Genomic DNA, 19,019 nt, shown 5'->3' with positions numbered 1-19,019 from the left:
GGCTAGACCTGCTCGGCGGCCTTCTTGGCGGCGCGGCGGCGCCTGAGCCACTCGATGAACATCGGTGCCACCGACGCCACGACGATCAGGATGAAGATCGGCTCGAGCAGCTTCTGGATGATCTCGAACTGACCCAGCCAGTAGCCCAGGAGCACGAGGCCGACGCCCCACACCACCGCTCCGAGGACGTTGAATGTCGTGAACACCGAATAACGCATCTTCGCGGCGCCGGCGACGAGCGGTGCCAGCGTCCGCACGATCGGCACGAAGCGGGCGATGACGATTGCGAACGGGCCGCGCTGCTCGAAGAATCCGTGGGCCTCGTCGAGGTACTTCTGCTTGAGGATCCGGGCGTCGGGCTTGAACATCTCGACACCGATGAACCGGCCGATGAGGTAGCCGACCTGGCCGCCGAGAATCGCCGCGACGGGGATGAAGACCAGCAGCTGCCAGAGTGCGAAGTTCGCGTCCACCGACGTTCCCTGCGCGGCGGTGCCCGCGGCGAGCATGCCCGCGACGAACAACAACGAGTCACCGGGCAGGACCGGGAACAGTACCCCGGACTCGACGAAGACGACGACGAGGATGCCCACCAGGGCCCAGGTGCCGAAGGATCCGATGAGGTGCAGCGGATCCATGAAATCCGGCATGAGCGCCAGATTGGTCGTAGCCTCAGGGAGGGCGATGTCGATCACGACTCCCTAGGGTACCTGGGCCCCACCAGCGGTCTTCACCTGCGATAACTCGCGTCCAGATGGAAGGACATGCCATGCCGATCGCCACTCCTGAGGTCTATGCCGAGATGCTGGCCCGGGCCAAGGAGCATTCCTTCGCGTTCCCGGCCATCAACTGCGTCGGCTCCGAGAGCGTCAACGCCGCCATCAAGGGTTTCGCCGACGCGGGAAGCGACGGCATCATCCAGTTCTCGACCGGCGGGGCCGAGTTCGCTTCGGGGCTCGGCGTCAAGGACATGGTGACCGGTGCCGTCGCGCTGGCCGAGTTCGCGCACGTGGTCGCCGAGAAGTACCCGATCACGGTGGCCCTGCACACCGACCACTGTCCGAAGGACAAGCTGGACACCTATGTGCGTCCGCTGCTGGCGATTTCCGGCGAGCGCGTTGCCGCGGGCCGCAATCCGCTGTTCCAGTCGCACATGTGGGACGGCTCGGCAATCCCGATCGACGAGAACCTGGCCGTCGCGCAGGAACTGCTGAAAATCGCGGCCGCGGCCAAGATCGTGCTCGAGGTCGAGATCGGCGTGGTCGGCGGTGAAGAGGATGGCGTCGAGGCCGAGATCAACGAGAAGCTCTACACCTCGTCGGAGGACTTCGAGAAGACCATCGACGCGCTGGGCGCCGGCGAACATGGCGCTTACCTGCTGGCCGCGACGTTCGGCAACGTGCACGGTGTCTACAAGCCCGGCAACGTGGTGCTCAAGCCCGAGGTGCTCGCCGAGGGGCAGCGGGTGGCCGCCGCGAAGCTCGGGTTGCCCGGTGACGCAAAGCCTTTCGATTTCGTCTTCCACGGCGGGTCGGGTTCGCTGAAGTCCGAGATCGAGGATTCCCTCAAGTACGGCGTGGTGAAGATGAACGTCGACACCGACACCCAGTACGCCTTCACCCGTCCGCTGGCCGCGCACATGTTCACCAACTACGACGGTGTGCTCAAGATCGACGGCGAGGTCGGCAACAAGAAGGTGTACGACCCGCGGAGCTACCTCAAGAAGGCCGAGGCGTCGATGACCGAGCGCGTCATCGAGGCCTGCAACGACCTGCACAGCGCGGGACGCAGCGTCACCGCCGGTTAGGCGGTCAACCGGCCGTAGCCGATGATCCCCGCGATCTCGGCGTCATCGAGGGTGTGCACCCGGATGCCGCCCTCCTCGTTGCCGCCGATGGTGGTGATCGCGTTGTCATCCACGGTGACAACGAAATTCGTGTGCAGCCCGAGCGGGCTGCCATCGGCGTACATCACTACGTCACCGGTGCGCGGTCGGTATCCCGCCGGATCGGTGAACCGGCCCGCGGCCTGGTAGTACTCCTGCAGCGTGTACACGCCCGGGATGCGCCAGCTCCCCGAGTTCGGGTTGGCCAGCGGTTGGCCCGCCTCGTTGAGCACCCAGCTGACGAAGTCGGCGCACCACGGCTCCTCGACGCCTTCGGAGAAGTGGCTGCCACCGGGCTGAGCGTCGTACTGCGACTGCAGCACATCGACGATGCGCGCCTGCGCCGGATCGAGTGCGGTGCGGTCGATCTCGGGGAAGGTGCCGGGGTGCCGGACCAACAGGGTGGTCAGGCCCACCACGATGACCGCGCCGAATGTGCACAGTGTCAACCACAGTTTGGGGCCGCGCAGGGTCACCGGACCAGATTAGCCGGTAGGTGCCTGGCAGATCTTCCACTGATTGTCGCGGAACTGGAGGTCGAAGCTGCGGGTGGACCGGGTTTGCGGGGCAAAAGCCATGAAGCTGGTGACGTTGGCCTCGGCGTGGTCGCCGCTGACGACCACCTGGTCGATGCTGGCCACCACTGGGTACTGCTTGGCGCCCTCCACCCGGGCGTGAGTTTCGTCCCAGGCCTTCTGGTCGTATTTGACGTAGTTGTCGCGGGTGGAGCCGCAGGTCATCGATCGCAGGGCGGCCAAGTCGCCACGCTGGATGGCCGAGTCGAAGTCCTGGATCGTCGTGCGGACGTCGTCTTCCTGGGAGGACGGCGACGATGATTTGCGGGTCAGCAGGACGGTCCCGAGCACTGCGATCGCCACCAGGGCCGCGATCACCAGTACGACTGCGACCACCCATCCCCAGCTGCGGCGGGCAGCGGGCGCCGGTGGCTGATCCGATTCCTCGCGCGGCGGGATAACTTGCGGAGCAGCGCCTTTCGGTACTTCCTCGGTGACCGTGTCGCCCTCGGTGGGCGGCGCGAACACCTCGGTCTCCGGGTCGGGTGGAGTGTCGATCTTCTGGGTCGATCCGTCGAACCCGGACGGTGCGGTGAAGCGTCGTTCTTCGTTGAGGTGCACTTCCCCTGTGACTTCGTCGGCCGAGCCGAAGATCTCGGTGGCCGGCTCGGACAGGGCGGACAGGTCGGCAGCGGAAGGCAACTCCACCTTCTCGGTCGGTGTGTCGCTATGGTCGGTGCGATTTTCGTCAGGTCCCGTTGGGTTAGACATCCCTGCTGCGGTCCTCCCGTACGTCGGTACCGGTGGAGCTTATCGGTCGGTGCACAATAGGCCCATGACACGGATGGGTGATTTGTTGGGGCCGGATCCGGTCCTCCTTCCCGGGGACCCCGAGGCCGAGGACGAATTGGCTGCGGGTGAAAAGGCTGCCGTCGTGGCGGCCGCCCACCCGTCGGCGTCGATCGCATGGGCGGTGTTGGCCGAGCGGGCGCTCGCCGACGACAAGGCCGTCACCGCATATGCGTATGCCCGCACCGGGTATCACCGTGGGTTGGATCAGTTGCGGCGGAACGGCTGGAAGGGTTTCGGCCCGGTGCCGTTCGCCCACGAGCCGAACCAGGGATTCCTGCGGTGTGTGGCCTCGCTGGCCCGGGCGGCCGACGACATCGGTGAGACCGACGAACTCCAGCGGTGCCTCGATCTGCTCGACGACTGCGATCCGTCGGCCCGGGCCGAACTCGGCCTGGCCTAGTCTTTCGCCTCGCAGGAGCAGTCGTCCGCTGATTCGGGCGGCTCCACCTGCACGGTGGCGTGGGCCAGACCTCGGGCGTTCAGTACTGCGCGCGCGTCGTCGAGCACGCGGGCGGTGTCTGCATTGCTGGTCAGGTGCGCGGTGACCATGTCTTTCCCGGGGACCAGCGTCCACACGTGCAGATCGTGCACGCCGGTCACGCCTTCCACCGCCCCGAGCGCGGTACGCAGCTCCTCGACGTCGATGTGCTGCGGGGAGGATTCACTCAGGATCCGCAGCGCTGCCCGGGCCAACGCGATGGCCCGCGGGAGCACCCACAGGGCGACGAGGACTGCGACCACGACGTCGGCGTAGGGCCAGCCGGTGGTGACGGTGACGATGCCGGCAATTAGGACGCCGATGCTGCCGACGGTGTCGGCCACGACCTCCATGTAGGCGCCTTTGACGGCCAGGCTGTCCTTGGAGTGCGATCGGAGCATCATCACCACGACGGCGTTGGCGGCCAGTCCGGCCAGGGCCACGACGATCATGGGCACACCTGGGACGTCGGGCGCATTGCCGAAGCGTTCGATGGCCTCGTACAGGATGAAGCCCGCCACGCCCAGGAGCAGGGCGGCGTTGGCCACGGCGGTGAAGACCTCGGCCCGGTGCCAGCCGTAGGTGCGGGCGGGGGAGGAGCTGCCGCGCTTGGCCAACAACACCGCGGTCAAACCCATGAACATGGCGACCAGATCGGTGAGCATGTGGCCGGCGTCGGCGAGCAGGGCGATCGAGTTGATCAGTAGCGCGGTGACCAGTTCAAGGACGAAGAATGCGCTGAGGATCGCCGCGGCGATGATCATCCTGCTGACGCGGGTATCGCTGCTGTGACTGTGATCGTGGCCGGCACCCATGCCCCGAAATATATGCGGAAGTACGCATATGTCGCAAGTGTCAGAGCCAGCCGGACCAGAAGCGGGTCAGCCGGCTGCCGAGCGAGACCAGCACACTCGGCACTCCGGAGAGGTCGACGAACCAGAAGACGACCGAGAAGAACCACCGGTTGAGCGTGGGTGTGATCAGCAGGATCAACAGTATGAAGAAACCCCACTGCTTGGCCGGCTCCAGCGCCCGCTGGGTGTCGGGGCTCAGGTGTGGTTCCAATGCGCCGTATCCGTCCAGCCCGGGGATCGGCAGCAGGTTCAGCAGGACCGCAGTGACCTGCAGGAAGCCCAGGAAGGCCAGCCCGGACCAGAACACCCCGTGGGCCGGGTCGAAGAAGATCCGGGTGATGCCCAGCAGTAGCGCGCCCAACACCAGGTTGGCGGCCGGGCCGGCGAGGCTGACCAAGGTCTTCTGCCGCGCAGTCATCCACGAGGTGCGGACGTAGACGGCCCCGCCGGGCAGGCCGATGCCGCCGAGGGCGATGAACAGCACTGGCAACCCCAGTGACAACAGGGGGTGTGAGTACTTGAACGGGTTGAGTGTGAGGTAGCCGCGGACCGCGACGTCATGATCACCGAATCGCCACGCGGTGTAGGCGTGGCCGAACTCGTGGAGGCACAGCGACACCAGCCAGCCGGCGATCACCAGGATGAAGACGCCCACATATGACAAGGGCTTCACGTTGTCGGCGGACAGCCAGGCCAGCACCCCGCCGGCCACGGTGATCGCGACGACGGCCAAAAAGACCGGGCTGGGCCGTACCGACTGATGCAGCGGGCGGATGTTCACGATTCGACGCTACCTGCAGTGTTGGTAGATCAGCCGACTCTCAGCCAGCCTTCGGTGTGCCGGTAGAACGTCGAGCGCCGGACCGTCCTGGGCGCGGCCACCCCATCACGGATCACCTGGGCGCCCGGGGTGCCCAGCTGCGCGGCGCGGCCGACGACCCAGCCGCGCGTGCGGCCACGGTCGGAGACCACGCTCGCGCGCAGCCCGGGCATGTTCACCGTCGGCTCGACGCGGACACCGGGTGCCTCACCGTCGAACAGCACGCAATCGTCGACGATGGCCTCGCCTTGTAGCGGCGCGCCGTCGACTCCCTGCCAGTGCGCCGCGCTGACGAGCACCGTTCCCGTCTCATCGCGGATCAGCGGGACACGCCGGGCGGTGGCACGGAGCGCGCGTCGGGCCGACCAGATACCGGCTGCCGCAGCGACCTCGACATCGAGCCGATCGGTGCGCAGCAACGCGGTGAGTACGGCAGAAAGCTCGGCTTCACCGCCGGTCACGACCACTCTGCGGTGGGTGCCGAGGTCATCGACGCCGACCCTCGGCAGGCCCTGGAGCGGGCGCGGAACACGGCCTGTACCGACCACCGCGACCCCATGTGAGGCGGACAAAACTGCTCCTCGCGGTCAAGAAAATGTGTTCGCAGCGTGTGCTGGGATAAGGTGACCTACCGGCTGCACCACACTAGTGCGGAAGATTGAGCGGGAGACTACGCCATGCCGGCAATCGTCCTCATCGGCGCCCAATGGGGCGACGAGGGCAAAGGTAAAGCCACCGATCTGCTCGGTGGTCGTGTGCAATGGGTTGTTCGCTACCAGGGGGGCAACAACGCCGGGCATACCGTCGTCCTGCCCACCGGCGAGAACTTCGCGTTGCACCTCATCCCCTCGGGCATATTGACGCCGGGGGTCACCAACGTCATCGGTAACGGTGTGGTGGTCGATCCCGGTGTGCTGCTCACCGAGCTCCAGGGCCTGGAAGAGCGCGGTGTCGACACCTCGGGCCTGCTGATCTCGGCGGACGCGCATCTGCTGATGCCGTATCACGTCGCCATCGACAAGGTGGTGGAGCGCTACGCGGGTAGCAAGAAGATCGGCACCACCGGCCGCGGCATCGGTCCCTGCTATCAGGACAAGATCGCCCGCATCGGCATTCGGGTCGCCGATGTGCTCGACGAGCAGCAGCTGGCCGAAAAGATCGAGGGCGCACTGGAATTCAAGAACCAGGTGCTGGTCAAGATCTACAACCGCAAGGCGCTCGAGCCGGCCGAGGTGGTGGAGAACCTGCTCACTCAGGCCGAAGGCTTCAAGCACCGCATCGCCGATTCCCGGCTGCTGCTCAACCAGGCGCTGGAAAAGGGCGAGACCGTCCTGCTGGAGGGATCGCAGGGCACCCTGCTCGACGTCGACCACGGCACCTACCCGTTCGTCACCTCGTCGAATCCGACGGCCGGCGGCGCCGCCGTCGGCTCCGGGATCGGGCCGACGCAGATCACCACCGTGCTCGGAATCCTGAAGGCCTACACCACCCGCGTAGGGTCGGGTCCCTTCCCGACCGAGCTGTTCGACGAGCACGGCGCCTACCTGGCCAAGACCGGCGGCGAGGTCGGCGTGACCACGGGCCGGGCCCGGCGCTGCGGCTGGTTCGACGCCGTGATCGCGCGGTACGCCACCCGGGTCAACGGCATCACCGACTACTTCCTGACCAAGCTGGACGTGCTGTCCAGCCTGGAGACGGTCCCGGTGTGCGTCGGCTACAAGGTCGACGGCAAGCGCACCAACGAGATGCCCATGACGCAGTCTGACATCCACCGCGCCGAGCCGATCTATGAGGAGCTGCCCGGCTGGTGGGAGGACATCTCCACCGCCCGTGAGTTCTCCGATCTGCCCGCCAAGGCCCAGGACTACGTGCTGCGGCTGGAAGAGCTTGCGGGCGCTCATGTTTCCTGCATCGGTGTGGGTCCGGGCCGCGAACAGACGATCGTGCGGCGCGACATCCTGGCGCCTTCATGAGTGACGGGAATCCTTACGTCGATCAGCACGGTGGATTCCCGGTTTTCGAGCCGGCCGATCCCGGGCCGGGTTTCGAGCGGTTTCTGACGGCCATGCGCCGGGCCCAGGACCTTGCCGTCTCGGCCGACCCCGACAGCGACACCTGGGATGACGCGGCTGACCGCGTCGAGGAACTCATCAAGCTGCTCGACCCGTACCAAGCTGCCGAGGGTGTGGGGCCGGCCAACCGGGTGCCCTCGTTGCCGGGCGCGGGCAGCCTCCTGATGCCGCCGTGGACCATGTCGAAGTTCGAGCCCGAAGGCGTCGAATTGCACGTGCAGTTCAGCCGGTTTCACGTCGGCGGCAACTATGCGGTGCACGGCGGTGTGCTGCCGCTGCTGTTCGACTCGGTGTTCGGCATGGTGATCCATGCTGCAGGCCGACCGATCAGCCGTACCGCTTTCCTGCACGTGGACTACCGCAAGGTGACTCCCATCGACACCAAGCTCACCGCGCGCGGCTGGGTGCGGGAAGCCGAAGGGCGCAAGGCATTTGTGAACGCCGAACTCCGTGACCCCGACGAGAACCTGCTCGCCGAGGCCAACGGTCTGATGATCAGACTGTTACCGGGACAGCCTTAGATCGCGGTGCGGCCGCCGTCTGCAGGCAGCACCGCACCGTGGATGAAACTGGCGTCGTCGCTCACCAAAAAGCCGATGGTTCTGGCGATTTCGGCGGGATCGGCGTAGCGGCGTGCCGGGGCTTGTGCCGCGAGCGCAGCCAGGCGGTCAGTGCCGTACTGAGCCGCGGTCCCTTCGGTGAGTGTCGGTCCCGGAGCGACGGCGTTGATCCGGACGCCCTTGGGTCCGTATTCGGCGGCCCACGACTTGGTCAGCAGATTCAGCGCGGCCTTCGATGACGCGTAGACCGCCGAGCCGGCGGTGCCGAACATGGAGACCATGGTGCTGACGTTGACGATCGCGCCGTCTCCGCGCGCAGCCATGGCCGGTGCCACCGCTCCCACGAGGAAGAACGGAACCTTCACATTGAGGTCGAAGCAGGCGTCGAAGTCCTGTTCGGCGATCGCTGCGGTAGGTCCGAAGACCGCTATGGCGGCGTTGTTGACCAGGATGTCGATCTGACCGGTGATATTGGTTGCGCTGTCCACCAATTCGTGCGCGCTGGCCGCATCGGTCAACGTGGCGCCGAGAAAGTCGGCGGTGCCGCCGGCGTTGCGGATCGCGGTCACCACCGCAGCTCCGCGGTCCGCGTCCCGACCGCTCGCCAGGACATGAGCGCCTCGCTCAGCGAGATGTATTGCGGTGGCATAGCCGATACCGCTCGTCGCACCGGTGACCAATGCGGTTCTTCCATCGAGTGGCACCTGGTCATATTAAAGGGGCCGATCTCATCGCAGTTTGGGGCTCGGAGTGTCACTATGACGCCGTGGTTCAACAACATTTGCACCGCTTGTCGACGCCGCGGGCGGCGGCATTGGCCGGCGTACTGTTCGCAGTGCTGTTCGGGGTGGCCCTCGTGATGATCCGTACTGCGTTGCCCGAGGGCGCGGAGCCGGGCTCGCAATGGGTCGACGGCGCGACTACCCGCTTGCGGGTCGCGTCGGTGTTGATGCCGTTCGCAGGTATCGCGTTCCTGTGGTTCATCGGGGTGGTGCGCGACGGCTTCGGCCGCTATGAGGACCGGTTCTTCTCTTCGGTGTTCCTCGGCAGCGGAATCCTCTTCCTGGCGACGATGTTCGTTTCCTCGGCCGTGGGTGCCGGGCTGATCGCCAGCCGGGCAGGCATTGCCGACGCCACCTCCTACAGTCACGTCGCCACGTTCGGGCAAATGGTATTGATGGCGTTGAGTAAGACCTACGGCGTCCGGATGGCGGCGGTGTTCATGATGTCGTTGGCGACGATCTGGTTGAAGACCGGCCTGATGCCGCGCCCGCTCGTATACGCGACTTACCTTGTTGCCGTGGCGCTTCTGGTCGCCGGCAATGTCAGCATGTGGATCGTGCTGGCGTTCCCACTCTGGGTGTTTGCGGTCAGTCTCCTGATCCTGATCCGGGCCGGGGTGATCGACCTGCCGGGCGAACGCGAGGAATCCGCGTAGCTCTCATCACCGGCCGGCTCCAAGCGCCCGCAACTGTCACCGATGTCCTGAGACACCATCGTTTGTCTGCCCGCTGTGGCATAATCGAACATGTGTTCGACACCGATTCTGCTGCTGACCTGATCGACCGGGTCAGTGTCGGGGCGCGGGCCGAATCGGCGGCGATCGCGGGCCGCCTGGCGGCGATCGGGGAACTCGACACCCGCCGCGCACACGAACTGGCCGAATCGATCTTTTGGACCACCGACCCCTTCGCCGAGGTGGCCGCCGAAATCTCGGCTGCCCTGCGGATCAGCCGGCACCGGGCCGGCACCCAGATCCACCACGCCCGGGTGTTGCGCGACAAACTGCCCCTGGTCGCGGCCCGCTTCGCCACCGGGGACATCGACTATCGGGTGGTGCAGATGATCATTGCCCGCACCGGCATCGTGGACCCCTCGGTGTGGGCGGGGTTGGATGAGGAACTGGCCACCCGCGCACACCGGTGGATGCGCCTGTCCGAAAACCAGCTCCGCGACCGGATCGATCAGTGGATCGCCAAACTCGACCCCCACGGGGTACGGGTGCCACCCAATGTGGCCGAGGAACGGTTTGTTCAGGTCGAGGTGGGCAGCCCGGGCAAGGCCACCGTGTGGGCCAATCTGGACGTCACCGACGGGGCCGCCCTGGATCAACGGCTGGACGCGTTGGCCGACACGGTGTGCGAGCACGATCCGCGCACCCATGCCCAACGCCGCGCCGATGCGATCGGTCCGCTGGCCCGCCTGCAGTCCCAACTGCAATGCCTGTGCGGGTTACCGGACTGCCCGGCCGGCCAGCAGCGGGCCGCGGCCACTGCTGCAATGGTCCATGTGTTGGCCACCGAGTCGACCCTAGACGGCACCTCTGATGATCCGGGGTATCTGCCCGGCTATGGGATCCTGCCCGCCGAGACGGTGCGTGACCTGGCCGCCAACGCCAAACACAAACCGGTGGTGGTGCCCGCCACTGACACCGGCACACACACCGGCACCGACACACACACCGAGAACACTGCGCTGACGGCCCACACCGAGAACGCTGACGCCGGCGCGGCTGAGCCGCAGTACCGGCCGTCAGCAGCATTGTCGGAGTTCATCCGGTTCCGCGATCTCACCTGCCGCTTCCCCGGCTGTGATGCCCCCGTCGAACGCTGCGATATCGACCACACGGTGCCCTACCCCCTGGGCCCGACCCACCCCTCCAACACCAAGCTCTATTGCCGCGCACACCACCTGGTTAAAACGTTCTGCCCCGGCTGGTCGGACCGCCAATATCCTGACGGCACCATCGAATTCAGCTCACCCACCGGACACACGTATCTCACCGAACCCCACGGCGGCGCGATGTTCCCGACCCTGGGCCAACCCACCGGGAACCTGAACCTCCCCGAGCCCGAGCCGCAAGCGCCAGAGACGAACCGGTGCGCGAAGATGCCGACCCGCCGACAAACCCGCGAACAAGACCGCCAAGACCGCATCGCCGAAGAACGCCGGCTACGCGCCGAACTCAACGGCGACATCGAATTCGAACGCGACTTCCAAGCCTGGATCGCCGAAGAATACGGACCGCCACCACCCTTCTGAGCGCCAGCACTGGCGTTACCTCGAAATGCCGAGCAGGATTGGCGCATGAGCATGCCGTGGTGGGAGAAGTACATCGGCTTGCCGATGCTGATGCTGCACGACAAGGTCTACAAGGCCACAGGCGGACGGATCGGGCATCACATCCCCGGCGGTCCTCCGACCCTGATCCTGCACACCGTGGGAGCCAAGACCGGTCAGCAGCGGGCCAATTCGCTCGCCTACGCCCGCGACGGAGACGACTATCTGGTTGTGGCGTCAAAGGGTGGCGAACCAACCGCACCCGGGTGGTATCACAACTTGAAGGCCAATCCCCGCGTGGAGATCAACATCGGCCCGAAGCGGCTGAAAGCGACCGCCAAACCCGTGTTTCCAGACGGTGCTGACTATCCGCGGCTGTGGGGGATCGTCAATGACATGCCAGGGAACAAGGACCGCTACATCGGATATCAGAAGCGAACGTCGCGGCCGATTCCGGTGATCGTCCTGACGCCCGACGTCACTCCCCGGTGAGCTTCAATGCCGATGCCGGGCATAGCTTGACGGCCTCGCGTGCATGCGCGATCTCATCGTCGGGCACCTCATCGACGAGGACTTCGACCACGCCGTCATCGTCCTGATCGAAGATGATGTCGGAGACCATCACGCAGTTGCCCGATGCGATACAGGCGTCCCGATCTGGTTCTACTTTCATGGCACTCACCACGTTACCGCCAACGATTTGAGCCCGTAGATGAAGTGGAAAGACCGGTAGGCGACGTCGTCGAACGGCTCGGCCAAGGCGAGGTCCGGGAACCGTTGCAGCAGGGCCGGGAAGGCGATCCGCATCTCCATGCGGGCCAGCGGAGCGCCGAGGCAATGGTGAACGCCGTGGCCGAAGGCCAGATGGCCGGGTGCGCCGCGGCCGATGTCGAGCGTGTCAGGGGTGTGGATGAAGTCCGGGTCCCGATTGCCCGCGGGCAATGAGGCAAAGACCAACTCGCCCGCGGGAATCCGCACGCCGGCAACTTCGACCTCGGTGGTGGTGAAGCGCGGGATGGCGTTCTGCACGATGGACAGCCAGCGCAGCAGTTCCTCGACAGCGGGGCCGACTGCATCCGGATCGTCGCGGACTGCGGCCAGCTGGTCGGGGTGGCGCAGCAATGCCAGGACACCGAGGCCCAGCATGTTCGACGTGGTTTCATGCCCGGCGAGCAGCAGCAGCCCGGCGATGCCGACGAGTTCGTCGTCAGTCAGCTCGCCGCCATGGTCGCGCACCAGCATGCCGAGGATGTCCTCGCCCGGATCGCGGCGGGCCCGCGCGACGAGGCCGCGCATGTAGTCACGGCTCTGCTGTTGCAGTGCAAGACGTTCCGCGATGGGAAGGGACAGGTCGAGCTGGTGTGTGGACCGTTGCTGAAAGTCGTCGCGATCCTCGTAGGGCACGCCGAGCAGTTCGCAGATCACCAGAGAGGGGATGGGAAGCGCAAAGTCGGCCACCAGATCCGAGGGTGCGCCGGCCGCCGCCATCGCATCGAGCCGGGAGTCGACGATCTCGAGGATGCGAGGTTCCAGGCGTTTCATCCGGCGGATGGTGAACTCCGCCGTGAGCATCCGGCGCAGCCGCTGGTGTTCGGGCGGGTCAAGGCCCAGCAGGTTGCCTGCCCGTGCGCTGGCCAGCTCCTCGTCGGACATCGCCGGCGCGCCGGGCAGGGTGAAACCGGGTGGTCTGCTGTTGGAGAACCGTTCGTGATCACCCAGCATCGCCTTGACGTCCTCGTGGCGGGTGACCAAATACACGGCGTTGCCGAGCGCACTGATGATCTTGCGCACCCCGTCGGTCTCACGGATCTCACGCAGGTCCGGGGTCGGGTCGAAGGCATTGCGCCGCATGTGCAATGGCGGCAGCGTCGTCGGCCCAGTCATGCCACGACGCTACTCGCGTGCCAGGAACTGCCTGATCAACGTGTTGACGAGGCGGGGATTCTCCAGCGCGGCCAGGTGTGCGACGCCGTCGAGCACCGTCACGTCGGCCCCCGGAATGGCGTCGGCCATCGCGATGGTCTCCCGCAGCGGGAACGTCGCGTCTTCGGCGCCGGCGACCACGAGCACCGGTGCCTTAACGCGGGAGAGCAACGTCCGCTGGTCCGGGCGCTGCGGTACCACGCTCTGCACCGCCCACGCGGCGGAATCGACGTCGACGCGGTGCACGGCGTTCCGCACGAAGCTGACCACCTCGGGACGCGTGTGAAACGTCGTCGGGCCCAGGAACGCCGCGAGCACCGGTCGGGTGAGGGGACCGCGGATACCCCTGAGCGTTTTGGCCATCCGCAGCAGCAGGCCGTACTCCAACTTCTGCGCTCGCCCGGCGGGTGACGCCGTGCAGTTCATCAACACGGCACGGCCGATGCGGCTCGGGTGCAAGGCCGCGAACGTTCCACCGATCATCCCGCCCCACGAGTTGCCGACGAAGTGCGTGCGTTCGACGCCCGCGCCGTCGAGAATGTCGGCGACGACATCGGCGCAGTCGGTGAAACTGAAGGGGGCCGTGAGCTTTTCGCTGCCGCCGTGACCGGGCGGGTCGACGACGATGACCCGGTGATCGGGCTCGAACTCCTGCACCTGCCCGGCCCACATGTCGCCGGTCATCAGCAGGCTCGGCCAAAACAGGACGGCATCGCCGTCACCGCGGACCTGGACGCGAAGGCGGCCGAGTTTCGTCGGCACTCGCAGCTCCTGCACACCTGCCAAGCTAGCGGTCGGCACGTAGTCCCGGCCACCAGATCCGCGGGCCGATCAATGTGAACAGGGCAGGAATGATCACGGTGCGGACCACGAACGTGTCCAGCAGGATGCCCAGACCGACGATGATGCCCAGTTGGGTCAGCACGATCAGCGGCAGCACACCCAAAACGCAGAACACTGCCGCCAGCACCACACCGGCGCTGGTGATCACCGCTCCGGTGGCCGACACGGCACGCACGATGCCCTGCCGAGTTCCGTACTCCGGTGTCTCTTCGCGAGCCCGGGTGACCAGGAAGATCGTGTAGTCCACGCCGAGGGCCACCAGGAACAGGAAGGCGAACAGCGGGGTGCTGTTGTCCAGGGCCGGGAATCCGAATATGTGAACGCTGGCCCAGCCGCCCAGTCCGAGTGCGGCCAGTGCGCTGAGCACCGTGACCCCGACCAGTACCAGCGGCGCGAACACCGACCGCAGCAGCAGGTAGAGCACGGCCAGCACCACCGCCAGGATCGCCGGGATCACCACCAGCCGGTCACGCTGCGCTGCTTTGGCGATGTCCCTGGCCTGGGCGTCGGACCCGCCCACCAACGCGGTGCGGTCCGCCGAATGTACTGAATCACGCAGGGCGTCAATGGTTTCGAAGGCTTCGTCGGAGGCAGGTTCGGCCTTGAGTACGACCGACCATTGGGTCAGCCCGGTTGGGGATTGGCCTGCAGGGGTGGCGGAGACGACGTCGGGGGTGTCGGTGATTGCGCGCTGCACCGCACCGGCTTTGGCTGTGGACGCGACGACGCGCGTGGGGTCGGTGAGACCGCTCGGGAAGTGGGCGGCCAGTGTCTGATAGCCGGTCACCGATTCGGCCTGCACCCGGAACTGCTCTGTCTGGGTCAGCCCGATCGGGGTGGACAACAGGGCGGTGCACAGGACGGCCAGGCCGGCCAGCGAGGCCACCGCCACGCGGGCCGGTTTGCGGGCCACCGAGTCCGCAACCCGGTGCCAGACACCGCTTTCGGTCAGTGGCGTGGCACCCACTTGCGGAATGAACGGCCAGAACAGTCGCTTGCCGCACAGCGCGAGCAACGGCGGCAGCACGACCATGACGAAGATCGCGGCGACCACCAGACCCGATGCGGCCTGCACGCCGAGGCTGCGGTTGCTGGGTGCGGAGGCGAACAGCAGGGTCAGCAGGGCCAGCACCACGGTCGCGTTACTGGCGACGATCGCCGGGGCGGCGGCACGCACCGCCGTCACCAGGGCCGCGCGATGCTGCTCGGTGCGCCCGAGTTCCTCTCGGTAGCGTGAAATCAACAGCAACGCATAGTTGGTGCCCGCGCCGAATACCAGCACGCTCGTGATACCCGAGGTGGACCCGTCGGGGCTCAGGCCCAGCCCGGAGGCCACCGCGGTCCCGACGACGGCACCGACGCGGTCGGCGAAGGCGATGACCAGCAGCGGCACCAGCCACAGCACGGGTGAGCGGTAGGTGACGATGAGCAGCAGGGCCACCACCGCCGCCGTCACCGCGAGCAGTGTGATGTTCGCTCCGGCAAACGAATTGGCGATGTCGGCACCGAACGCCGGGCCTCCGGTGATCTCGGCCCGCAGCCCGGCCGGGAGGCCGTTGGCCGCGGTGGCGCGCAGATCCTTGACGGCGTCGTTCAGCCCGAAACCGGACAGGTCGGCCTTCAACGGCACGGTGGCCACCGCGGCCTTGCCGTCATCGGCGACCACTACGGGCGGCCCCGGTGCATCGGTCATCCGGTGGCGTGCGTCCGCGGTGGCGTCGACGTCGCTGCTGGTGAGTTCACCGCCGTCGGTGCGGGTCACCACCAGGATCGCCGGTACCTGATCTCCGCCGGGGAATTCGGCCCGCAGCGCGTCAGCCCGTGCCGACTCGGCATCGGACGGAACGGCGACCGGCGACTGCGAGGCGGCCTCGCTGCCGCTGAGCAGGCCCAGTAGCGCGCCCGAGACGATCACGACCAACACCGCGAGCCACGCCAGACGCCTAATCACGATTCAGTGTCGCCTCTTCCAAGTCGAGCCCATGGAGCACAGTACGCAGAACCTCGTCGTCGATGTGTCCCGCATCGCGTTCGGCGATGAACGTGTCCCGTTCGGCGGCAAGCATTTCGAGGCGTAACCGGCGGAATGCCGACGTCGGGCTCTCCCCGATGTCGGCGTCGTCACGGCCCAGACGTTCCCAGGCGGCATTGCGGCGCCGGGTGTTCCATGCCCGCAGGACGTCGGCGGCACGTTCGGGCACATCGGTGGCTGACTGTTCGGACATCAGGGCGTCGAGCCGTTCAGCGGCGGCCCGGGCCGCCTTGTCCTGCGCCGCGGCTGTGGCGACGGCGTCGCTGTGCGCCTCGTCCCCCTGGGCCCCGAGCACCCGGATGAACCAGGGCAAGGTCAAGCCGTGCAGCAACAGCGTGCCGACCACGACCACAAAGGTGAGGAACACCAACTGCGGGCGGCCGGGGAACGGATCGCCTGCCAGCGTGGTGGCCGGAACACCGAACGCCGCGGCCAACGACACCACGCCCCGCATGCCCGCCCAGGCGACGACGAACACCTGACCGCTCGTCGGTGCCGTCTCGCGCGCGCACAGCTTCTTGGACAGCACACGGGGCAGATAGGTCGAGACGTACACCCACACGATGCGCACCCCGATCACGGTGGCGAGCACGGCCGCCGACGAGATCGCCAGGGTGGCCGCCGAGATACCGGCCAGCTCGCTGATCACCTTCGGCAGCTGCAGGCCGATCAGCAGGAACGCGAACGATTCGAGGATCAGCTGCAGGGCCTTCCACACCGCCTTGTCCTGCAGCCGGGTGGCGTAGCCGGCCTGTGTCTCCCGCTGGCCCAGGATCAACGCCGCCACCACCACGGCGATCACGCCGGAGCCGTGGATCTCCTCGGCCAGCAGGTAGGTGAAGAACGGTGCGATCAGGCCGATGGCGCTCTCGACCAGGGGATCGTCGAGGCGGGTGCGGATGAAGTGCACCACCATGCCGATCACACCGCCGACCACGGTGCCGCCGACTGCGGCCAACCCGAAGGTGGCCAGGCCGTCGCCCCAGCTGGCGGCCGTGCCGATGGCGGCTCCGAGCGCCACCTTGTAGGCGGTCAGCGCGGTGGCGTCGTTGAGCAGGCTTTCCCCACCGAGCAGGGTCATGGTGCGTCGGGGCAGACCGAGGCGACGGCCGACCGCGGTGGCCGAGACCGCGTCGGGCGGGGCGACGATGGCGCCGAGGGTGAGGGCCGCTGCGATGGTGAGTTCGGGCACGGTGTGAAACGCGACGATGCCGACAGCGAACGTCGTGGCCAGCGGTAGCCCGACGGCGAGCAGCCCGATCGGCCGGATGTTGCGGCGCAGCGCCACGTAGCTGCTCTCCAGTCCCGCCGACCACAGCAGTGGGGGCAGGATCACGAAGAGCACCAGGTCGGGATCCAGCTGGACGTCGTGGAAGGCGGGCAGCGTGCTGCCGGCCAGCCCGGCCACCACCAGCGCCAACGGCGCCGAGACGTCGAAGCGGCGGGCGACGGCGGCCAGCAGGATCGCGGCGACCAGGGCCGCCAGGAGTGAGGCACCCACGTTGTCGTTCCTCCTTCTTGTGCCGTGCCTATCCTTGATCAACATGTTGAGGAGATCACGTCGGCGTGAGCAGAGTCCGACGCCTCGCACCTGTGAACATCTCGATGCAGAGGTCCCCGAGCCGCAACCGTTGACTCCCGGACAGTGCCAGGAATGCGAGGAAGACGGCGAGAACAGCTGGGCCCATCTGAGGATGTGTGTGACGTGCGGTCACGTCGGTTGCTGTGACTCGAGCCCGCATCAGCATGCCACCAAGCACTTTCAGCAAAGCGGTCATCCGGTGATGCGCTCGGCGGAACCGGGCGAGAGTTGGCGTTGGTGCTATATCGACCATCGGGTCGGTTGACGATCTGGCAGGCTGGTGCGTGCGATGAGTGAATCGATAGAGGACGTGCAGACCGAAGATCAGGTCGACGGCGCCGAAGCGGGCGCCGACAAGCCCACCGACCCCGCGGCGACGGTGCTGCTGCTGGGCTCGGGCGAGTTGAGCCGGGAGCTCGCGCTGGCGTTCCAGCGGCTCGGCGGTGTCGTGGTGGCCGCGGACCGGTACTACGCCCCGGCGCACGGCGTCGCGGACCGCTCGGCGGTGATCAAGATGAACGACGCCGAGGAACTCGCCGCGCTGATCGAGCGGGAGAAGCCACGTTACGTGGTGGCCGAGTCCGGCGTCATCGCTGCCGACGCCCTGGTCGCGGTGGCCGAGCGGGGCGGTATCGAGGTTCTGCCTGCCCCGCGTAGCATCCGGCTCAGCCAGGACCGTGAAGGTCTGCGCCGGCTGGCGTCGGACGAGCTGGGCCTGCCCACGGTGCCGTTCTGGTTCGCCGGTTCGGTCGAGGAACTGACCGCGGTGGCCGAGCATGCCGGCTTCCCGTTGGTGGTCAAGCCGGTAGTGGGCGCGCAACGCGACGGTGAGTCGGTGCTACTGCGACCCGACGACGTCGAACCAGCCTGGCAGCGTGCGACCACCGCCGGACACATCGCCCAGAACCGCGTGTTGGCCGAGTCCGTGGTCGAGGTCGAATACGAGATCACGATGTTGACGGTGCGCACGGCCGGGCCGTCGGGTGCCGGCGTGCAGTTCTGCGAGCCGATCGGGCACCGTCAGGTCGGTGCGGACGTGCTGGAGTCGTGGCAGCCTCAGCCCCTGTCGCCGGCCGCGCTGGACGCCGCGAAGTCCATCTCCGCGCGGATCGTCAACTCGTTGGGCGGACGCGGGGTGTTCGGTGTCGAGCTGCTGGTTCAGGGCGACGACGTGTACTTCTCCGATGTCCGGATCCGGCCGCACGACAGTGGGCTGGTGACGCTGCGGTCGCAGCGGTTGTCGGAGTTCGAGCTGCACGCCAGGGCGATTCTGGGTCTGGCGGTGGACACCATCATGATCTCCCCGGCAGCCGCCGAGGTCAGCTACGGCGGGGCCGATGCCGGCGAGCTGGCGGCCGACATCAGCGGTGTGTTGTCCGAGGCGCTGGCCACGTCGGAAAGTGATGTGCGGTTGTTCGGTCGGCCGGGCGAATCCGAGGCCCCACGGCGCCTCGGGGTCGCACTGGCCACCGCGCCGGATGTGATCATTGCCCGTGACCGTGCCCGCCGGGTCGGTTCTGCGCTGCGCAAGCTGTGGTAGCCG

At 67.0% G+C, this 19,019-nt stretch carries 21 protein-coding genes; 9 read left to right on the top strand and 12 right to left on the bottom strand.

Annotated features, from left to right (window positions below):
• Nucleotides 1-2: 2 nt before the first annotated feature.
• Entirely contained in the window at nucleotides 3-650 is a 648-nt protein-coding gene (locus ACZY08_RS01475) for a VTT domain-containing protein (protein ID WP_463744103.1), read from the bottom strand.
• 119 nt (nucleotides 651-769) lie between these two features.
• Here ACZY08_RS01475 and fbaA point away from each other — a divergent pair, with 119 nt between their 5' ends.
• Nucleotides 770-1,807 carry a class II fructose-bisphosphate aldolase gene (fbaA, locus tag ACZY08_RS01470; protein WP_463742845.1) on the top strand — a complete coding sequence of 346 codons (1,038 nt, stop codon included), beginning with the start codon at nucleotides 770-772 and terminating at the stop codon, nucleotides 1,805-1,807.
• Here the strand turns inward: fbaA and ACZY08_RS01465 are convergent.
• Nucleotides 1,804-2,361: a CHAP domain-containing protein gene (locus ACZY08_RS01465; protein WP_463742844.1), complete on the bottom strand. Its 558-nt coding sequence runs from the start codon at nucleotides 2,359-2,361 to the stop codon at nucleotides 1,804-1,806. The genes fbaA and ACZY08_RS01465 overlap by 4 nt on opposite strands.
• 9 nt (nucleotides 2,362-2,370) lie before the next feature.
• Nucleotides 2,371-3,171, bottom strand: a complete 801-nt coding sequence (locus ACZY08_RS01460; RefSeq protein ID WP_463742843.1) for an Rv0361 family membrane protein — start codon at nucleotides 3,169-3,171, stop codon at nucleotides 2,371-2,373.
• 64 nt (nucleotides 3,172-3,235) lie between these two features.
• On the opposite strand from ACZY08_RS01460, the gene ACZY08_RS01455 reads away from it, so the two are divergent.
• Nucleotides 3,236-3,652, top strand: coding sequence for a DUF3151 domain-containing protein (locus tag ACZY08_RS01455; protein ID WP_463742842.1), 417 nt, complete (start codon nucleotides 3,236-3,238; stop codon nucleotides 3,650-3,652).
• Here the strand turns inward: ACZY08_RS01455 and ACZY08_RS01450 are convergent.
• Genes ACZY08_RS01450 through ACZY08_RS01440 form a run of 3 tightly spaced genes read right to left on the bottom strand, consistent with a single transcriptional unit; the run spans nucleotide 3,649 to nucleotide 5,976 of the window.
• Complete coding sequence (locus ACZY08_RS01450; protein ID WP_463742841.1) at nucleotides 3,649-4,545, bottom strand: cation diffusion facilitator family transporter; 897 nt, start codon at nucleotides 4,543-4,545, stop codon at nucleotides 3,649-3,651. The two genes, ACZY08_RS01455 and ACZY08_RS01450, sit on opposite strands and share 4 nt — an antisense overlap.
• Before the next feature lie 40 nt (nucleotides 4,546-4,585).
• Nucleotides 4,586-5,365, bottom strand: a complete 780-nt coding sequence (locus ACZY08_RS01445; protein ID WP_463742840.1) for a site-2 protease family protein — start codon at nucleotides 5,363-5,365, stop codon at nucleotides 4,586-4,588.
• Between the two features lie 29 nt (nucleotides 5,366-5,394).
• Nucleotides 5,395-5,976 (bottom strand): hypothetical protein, encoded by a 582-nt coding sequence (locus ACZY08_RS01440; protein WP_463742839.1) that lies wholly within the window; start codon nucleotides 5,974-5,976, stop codon nucleotides 5,395-5,397.
• 105 nt (nucleotides 5,977-6,081) lie between these two features.
• Between ACZY08_RS01440 and ACZY08_RS01435 the strand changes: the two genes are divergently transcribed.
• Both ACZY08_RS01435 and ACZY08_RS01430 read left to right on the top strand, forming a co-directional pair.
• Nucleotides 6,082-7,377 carry an adenylosuccinate synthase gene (locus ACZY08_RS01435; RefSeq protein ID WP_463742838.1) on the top strand — a complete coding sequence of 432 codons (1,296 nt, stop codon included), beginning with the start codon at nucleotides 6,082-6,084 and terminating at the stop codon, nucleotides 7,375-7,377.
• The gene (locus tag ACZY08_RS01430; protein ID WP_463742837.1) at nucleotides 7,374-7,997 is read left to right on the top strand and encodes a PaaI family thioesterase; all 624 of its coding nucleotides are present in this window, start codon (nucleotides 7,374-7,376) and stop codon (nucleotides 7,995-7,997) included. Before ACZY08_RS01435 ends, ACZY08_RS01430 begins: the two co-directional genes overlap by 4 nt.
• Here ACZY08_RS01430 and ACZY08_RS01425 read toward each other — a convergent pair.
• Complete coding sequence (locus ACZY08_RS01425) at nucleotides 7,994-8,740, bottom strand: SDR family NAD(P)-dependent oxidoreductase (protein ID WP_463742836.1); 747 nt, start codon at nucleotides 8,738-8,740, stop codon at nucleotides 7,994-7,996. The genes ACZY08_RS01430 and ACZY08_RS01425 overlap by 4 nt on opposite strands.
• A 62-nt stretch (nucleotides 8,741-8,802) precedes the next feature.
• Here ACZY08_RS01425 and ACZY08_RS01420 point away from each other — a divergent pair, with 62 nt between their 5' ends.
• From ACZY08_RS01420 to ACZY08_RS01410, 3 genes are all read left to right on the top strand, one after another.
• Entirely contained in the window at nucleotides 8,803-9,474 is a 672-nt protein-coding gene (locus tag ACZY08_RS01420) for a hypothetical protein (protein ID WP_463742835.1), read from the top strand.
• Nucleotides 9,475-9,566: 92 nt separating this feature from the next.
• Nucleotides 9,567-11,078: an HNH endonuclease signature motif containing protein gene (locus tag ACZY08_RS01415; protein ID WP_463742834.1), complete on the top strand. Its 1,512-nt coding sequence runs from the start codon at nucleotides 9,567-9,569 to the stop codon at nucleotides 11,076-11,078.
• 51 nt (nucleotides 11,079-11,129) lie between these two features.
• Complete coding sequence (locus tag ACZY08_RS01410; protein WP_463744102.1) at nucleotides 11,130-11,588, top strand: nitroreductase family deazaflavin-dependent oxidoreductase; 459 nt, start codon at nucleotides 11,130-11,132, stop codon at nucleotides 11,586-11,588.
• Here ACZY08_RS01410 and ACZY08_RS01405 read toward each other — a convergent pair.
• The 5 genes from ACZY08_RS01405 to ACZY08_RS01385 are packed head-to-tail and all read right to left on the bottom strand — an operon-like array spanning nucleotide 11,575 to nucleotide 17,395.
• On the bottom strand, nucleotides 11,575-11,769 hold the full coding sequence (locus ACZY08_RS01405; RefSeq protein WP_463742833.1) for a ferredoxin: 195 nt from the start codon (nucleotides 11,767-11,769) through the stop codon (nucleotides 11,575-11,577). The two genes, ACZY08_RS01410 and ACZY08_RS01405, sit on opposite strands and share 14 nt — an antisense overlap.
• Nucleotides 11,770-11,774: 5 nt before the next feature.
• On the bottom strand, nucleotides 11,775-12,980 hold the full coding sequence (locus tag ACZY08_RS01400) for a cytochrome P450 (RefSeq protein WP_463742832.1): 1,206 nt from the start codon (nucleotides 12,978-12,980) through the stop codon (nucleotides 11,775-11,777).
• 9 nt (nucleotides 12,981-12,989) lie between these two features.
• The gene (locus tag ACZY08_RS01395; protein ID WP_463742831.1) at nucleotides 12,990-13,796 is read right to left on the bottom strand and encodes an alpha/beta fold hydrolase; all 807 of its coding nucleotides are present in this window, start codon (nucleotides 13,794-13,796) and stop codon (nucleotides 12,990-12,992) included.
• Nucleotides 13,797-13,806: 10 nt separating this feature from the next.
• On the bottom strand, nucleotides 13,807-15,813 hold the full coding sequence (locus ACZY08_RS01390) for an MMPL family transporter (RefSeq protein ID WP_463742830.1): 2,007 nt from the start codon (nucleotides 15,811-15,813) through the stop codon (nucleotides 13,807-13,809).
• Nucleotides 15,806-17,395 (bottom strand): Na+/H+ antiporter, encoded by a 1,590-nt coding sequence (locus ACZY08_RS01385; protein ID WP_463742829.1) that lies wholly within the window; start codon nucleotides 17,393-17,395, stop codon nucleotides 15,806-15,808. Before ACZY08_RS01385 ends, ACZY08_RS01390 begins: the two co-directional genes overlap by 8 nt.
• Before the next feature lie 43 nt (nucleotides 17,396-17,438).
• On the opposite strand from ACZY08_RS01385, the gene ACZY08_RS01380 reads away from it, so the two are divergent.
• Together ACZY08_RS01380 and purT are read left to right on the top strand one after the other, a co-directional pair.
• Entirely contained in the window at nucleotides 17,439-17,741 is a 303-nt protein-coding gene (locus tag ACZY08_RS01380) for a UBP-type zinc finger domain-containing protein (RefSeq protein WP_463742828.1), read from the top strand.
• A 24-nt stretch (nucleotides 17,742-17,765) separates the two neighbouring features.
• Entirely contained in the window at nucleotides 17,766-19,016 is a 1,251-nt protein-coding gene (gene purT / locus ACZY08_RS01375; RefSeq protein WP_463742827.1) for a formate-dependent phosphoribosylglycinamide formyltransferase, read from the top strand.
• Nucleotides 19,017-19,019 lie beyond the last annotated feature (3 nt).

It is taken from the genome of Mycobacterium sp. IDUB_9, from assembly GCF_055419505.1.
Note: the sequence above shows the minus strand (reverse complement) of the source record. Positions and strands in the feature narration are given on the sequence as shown.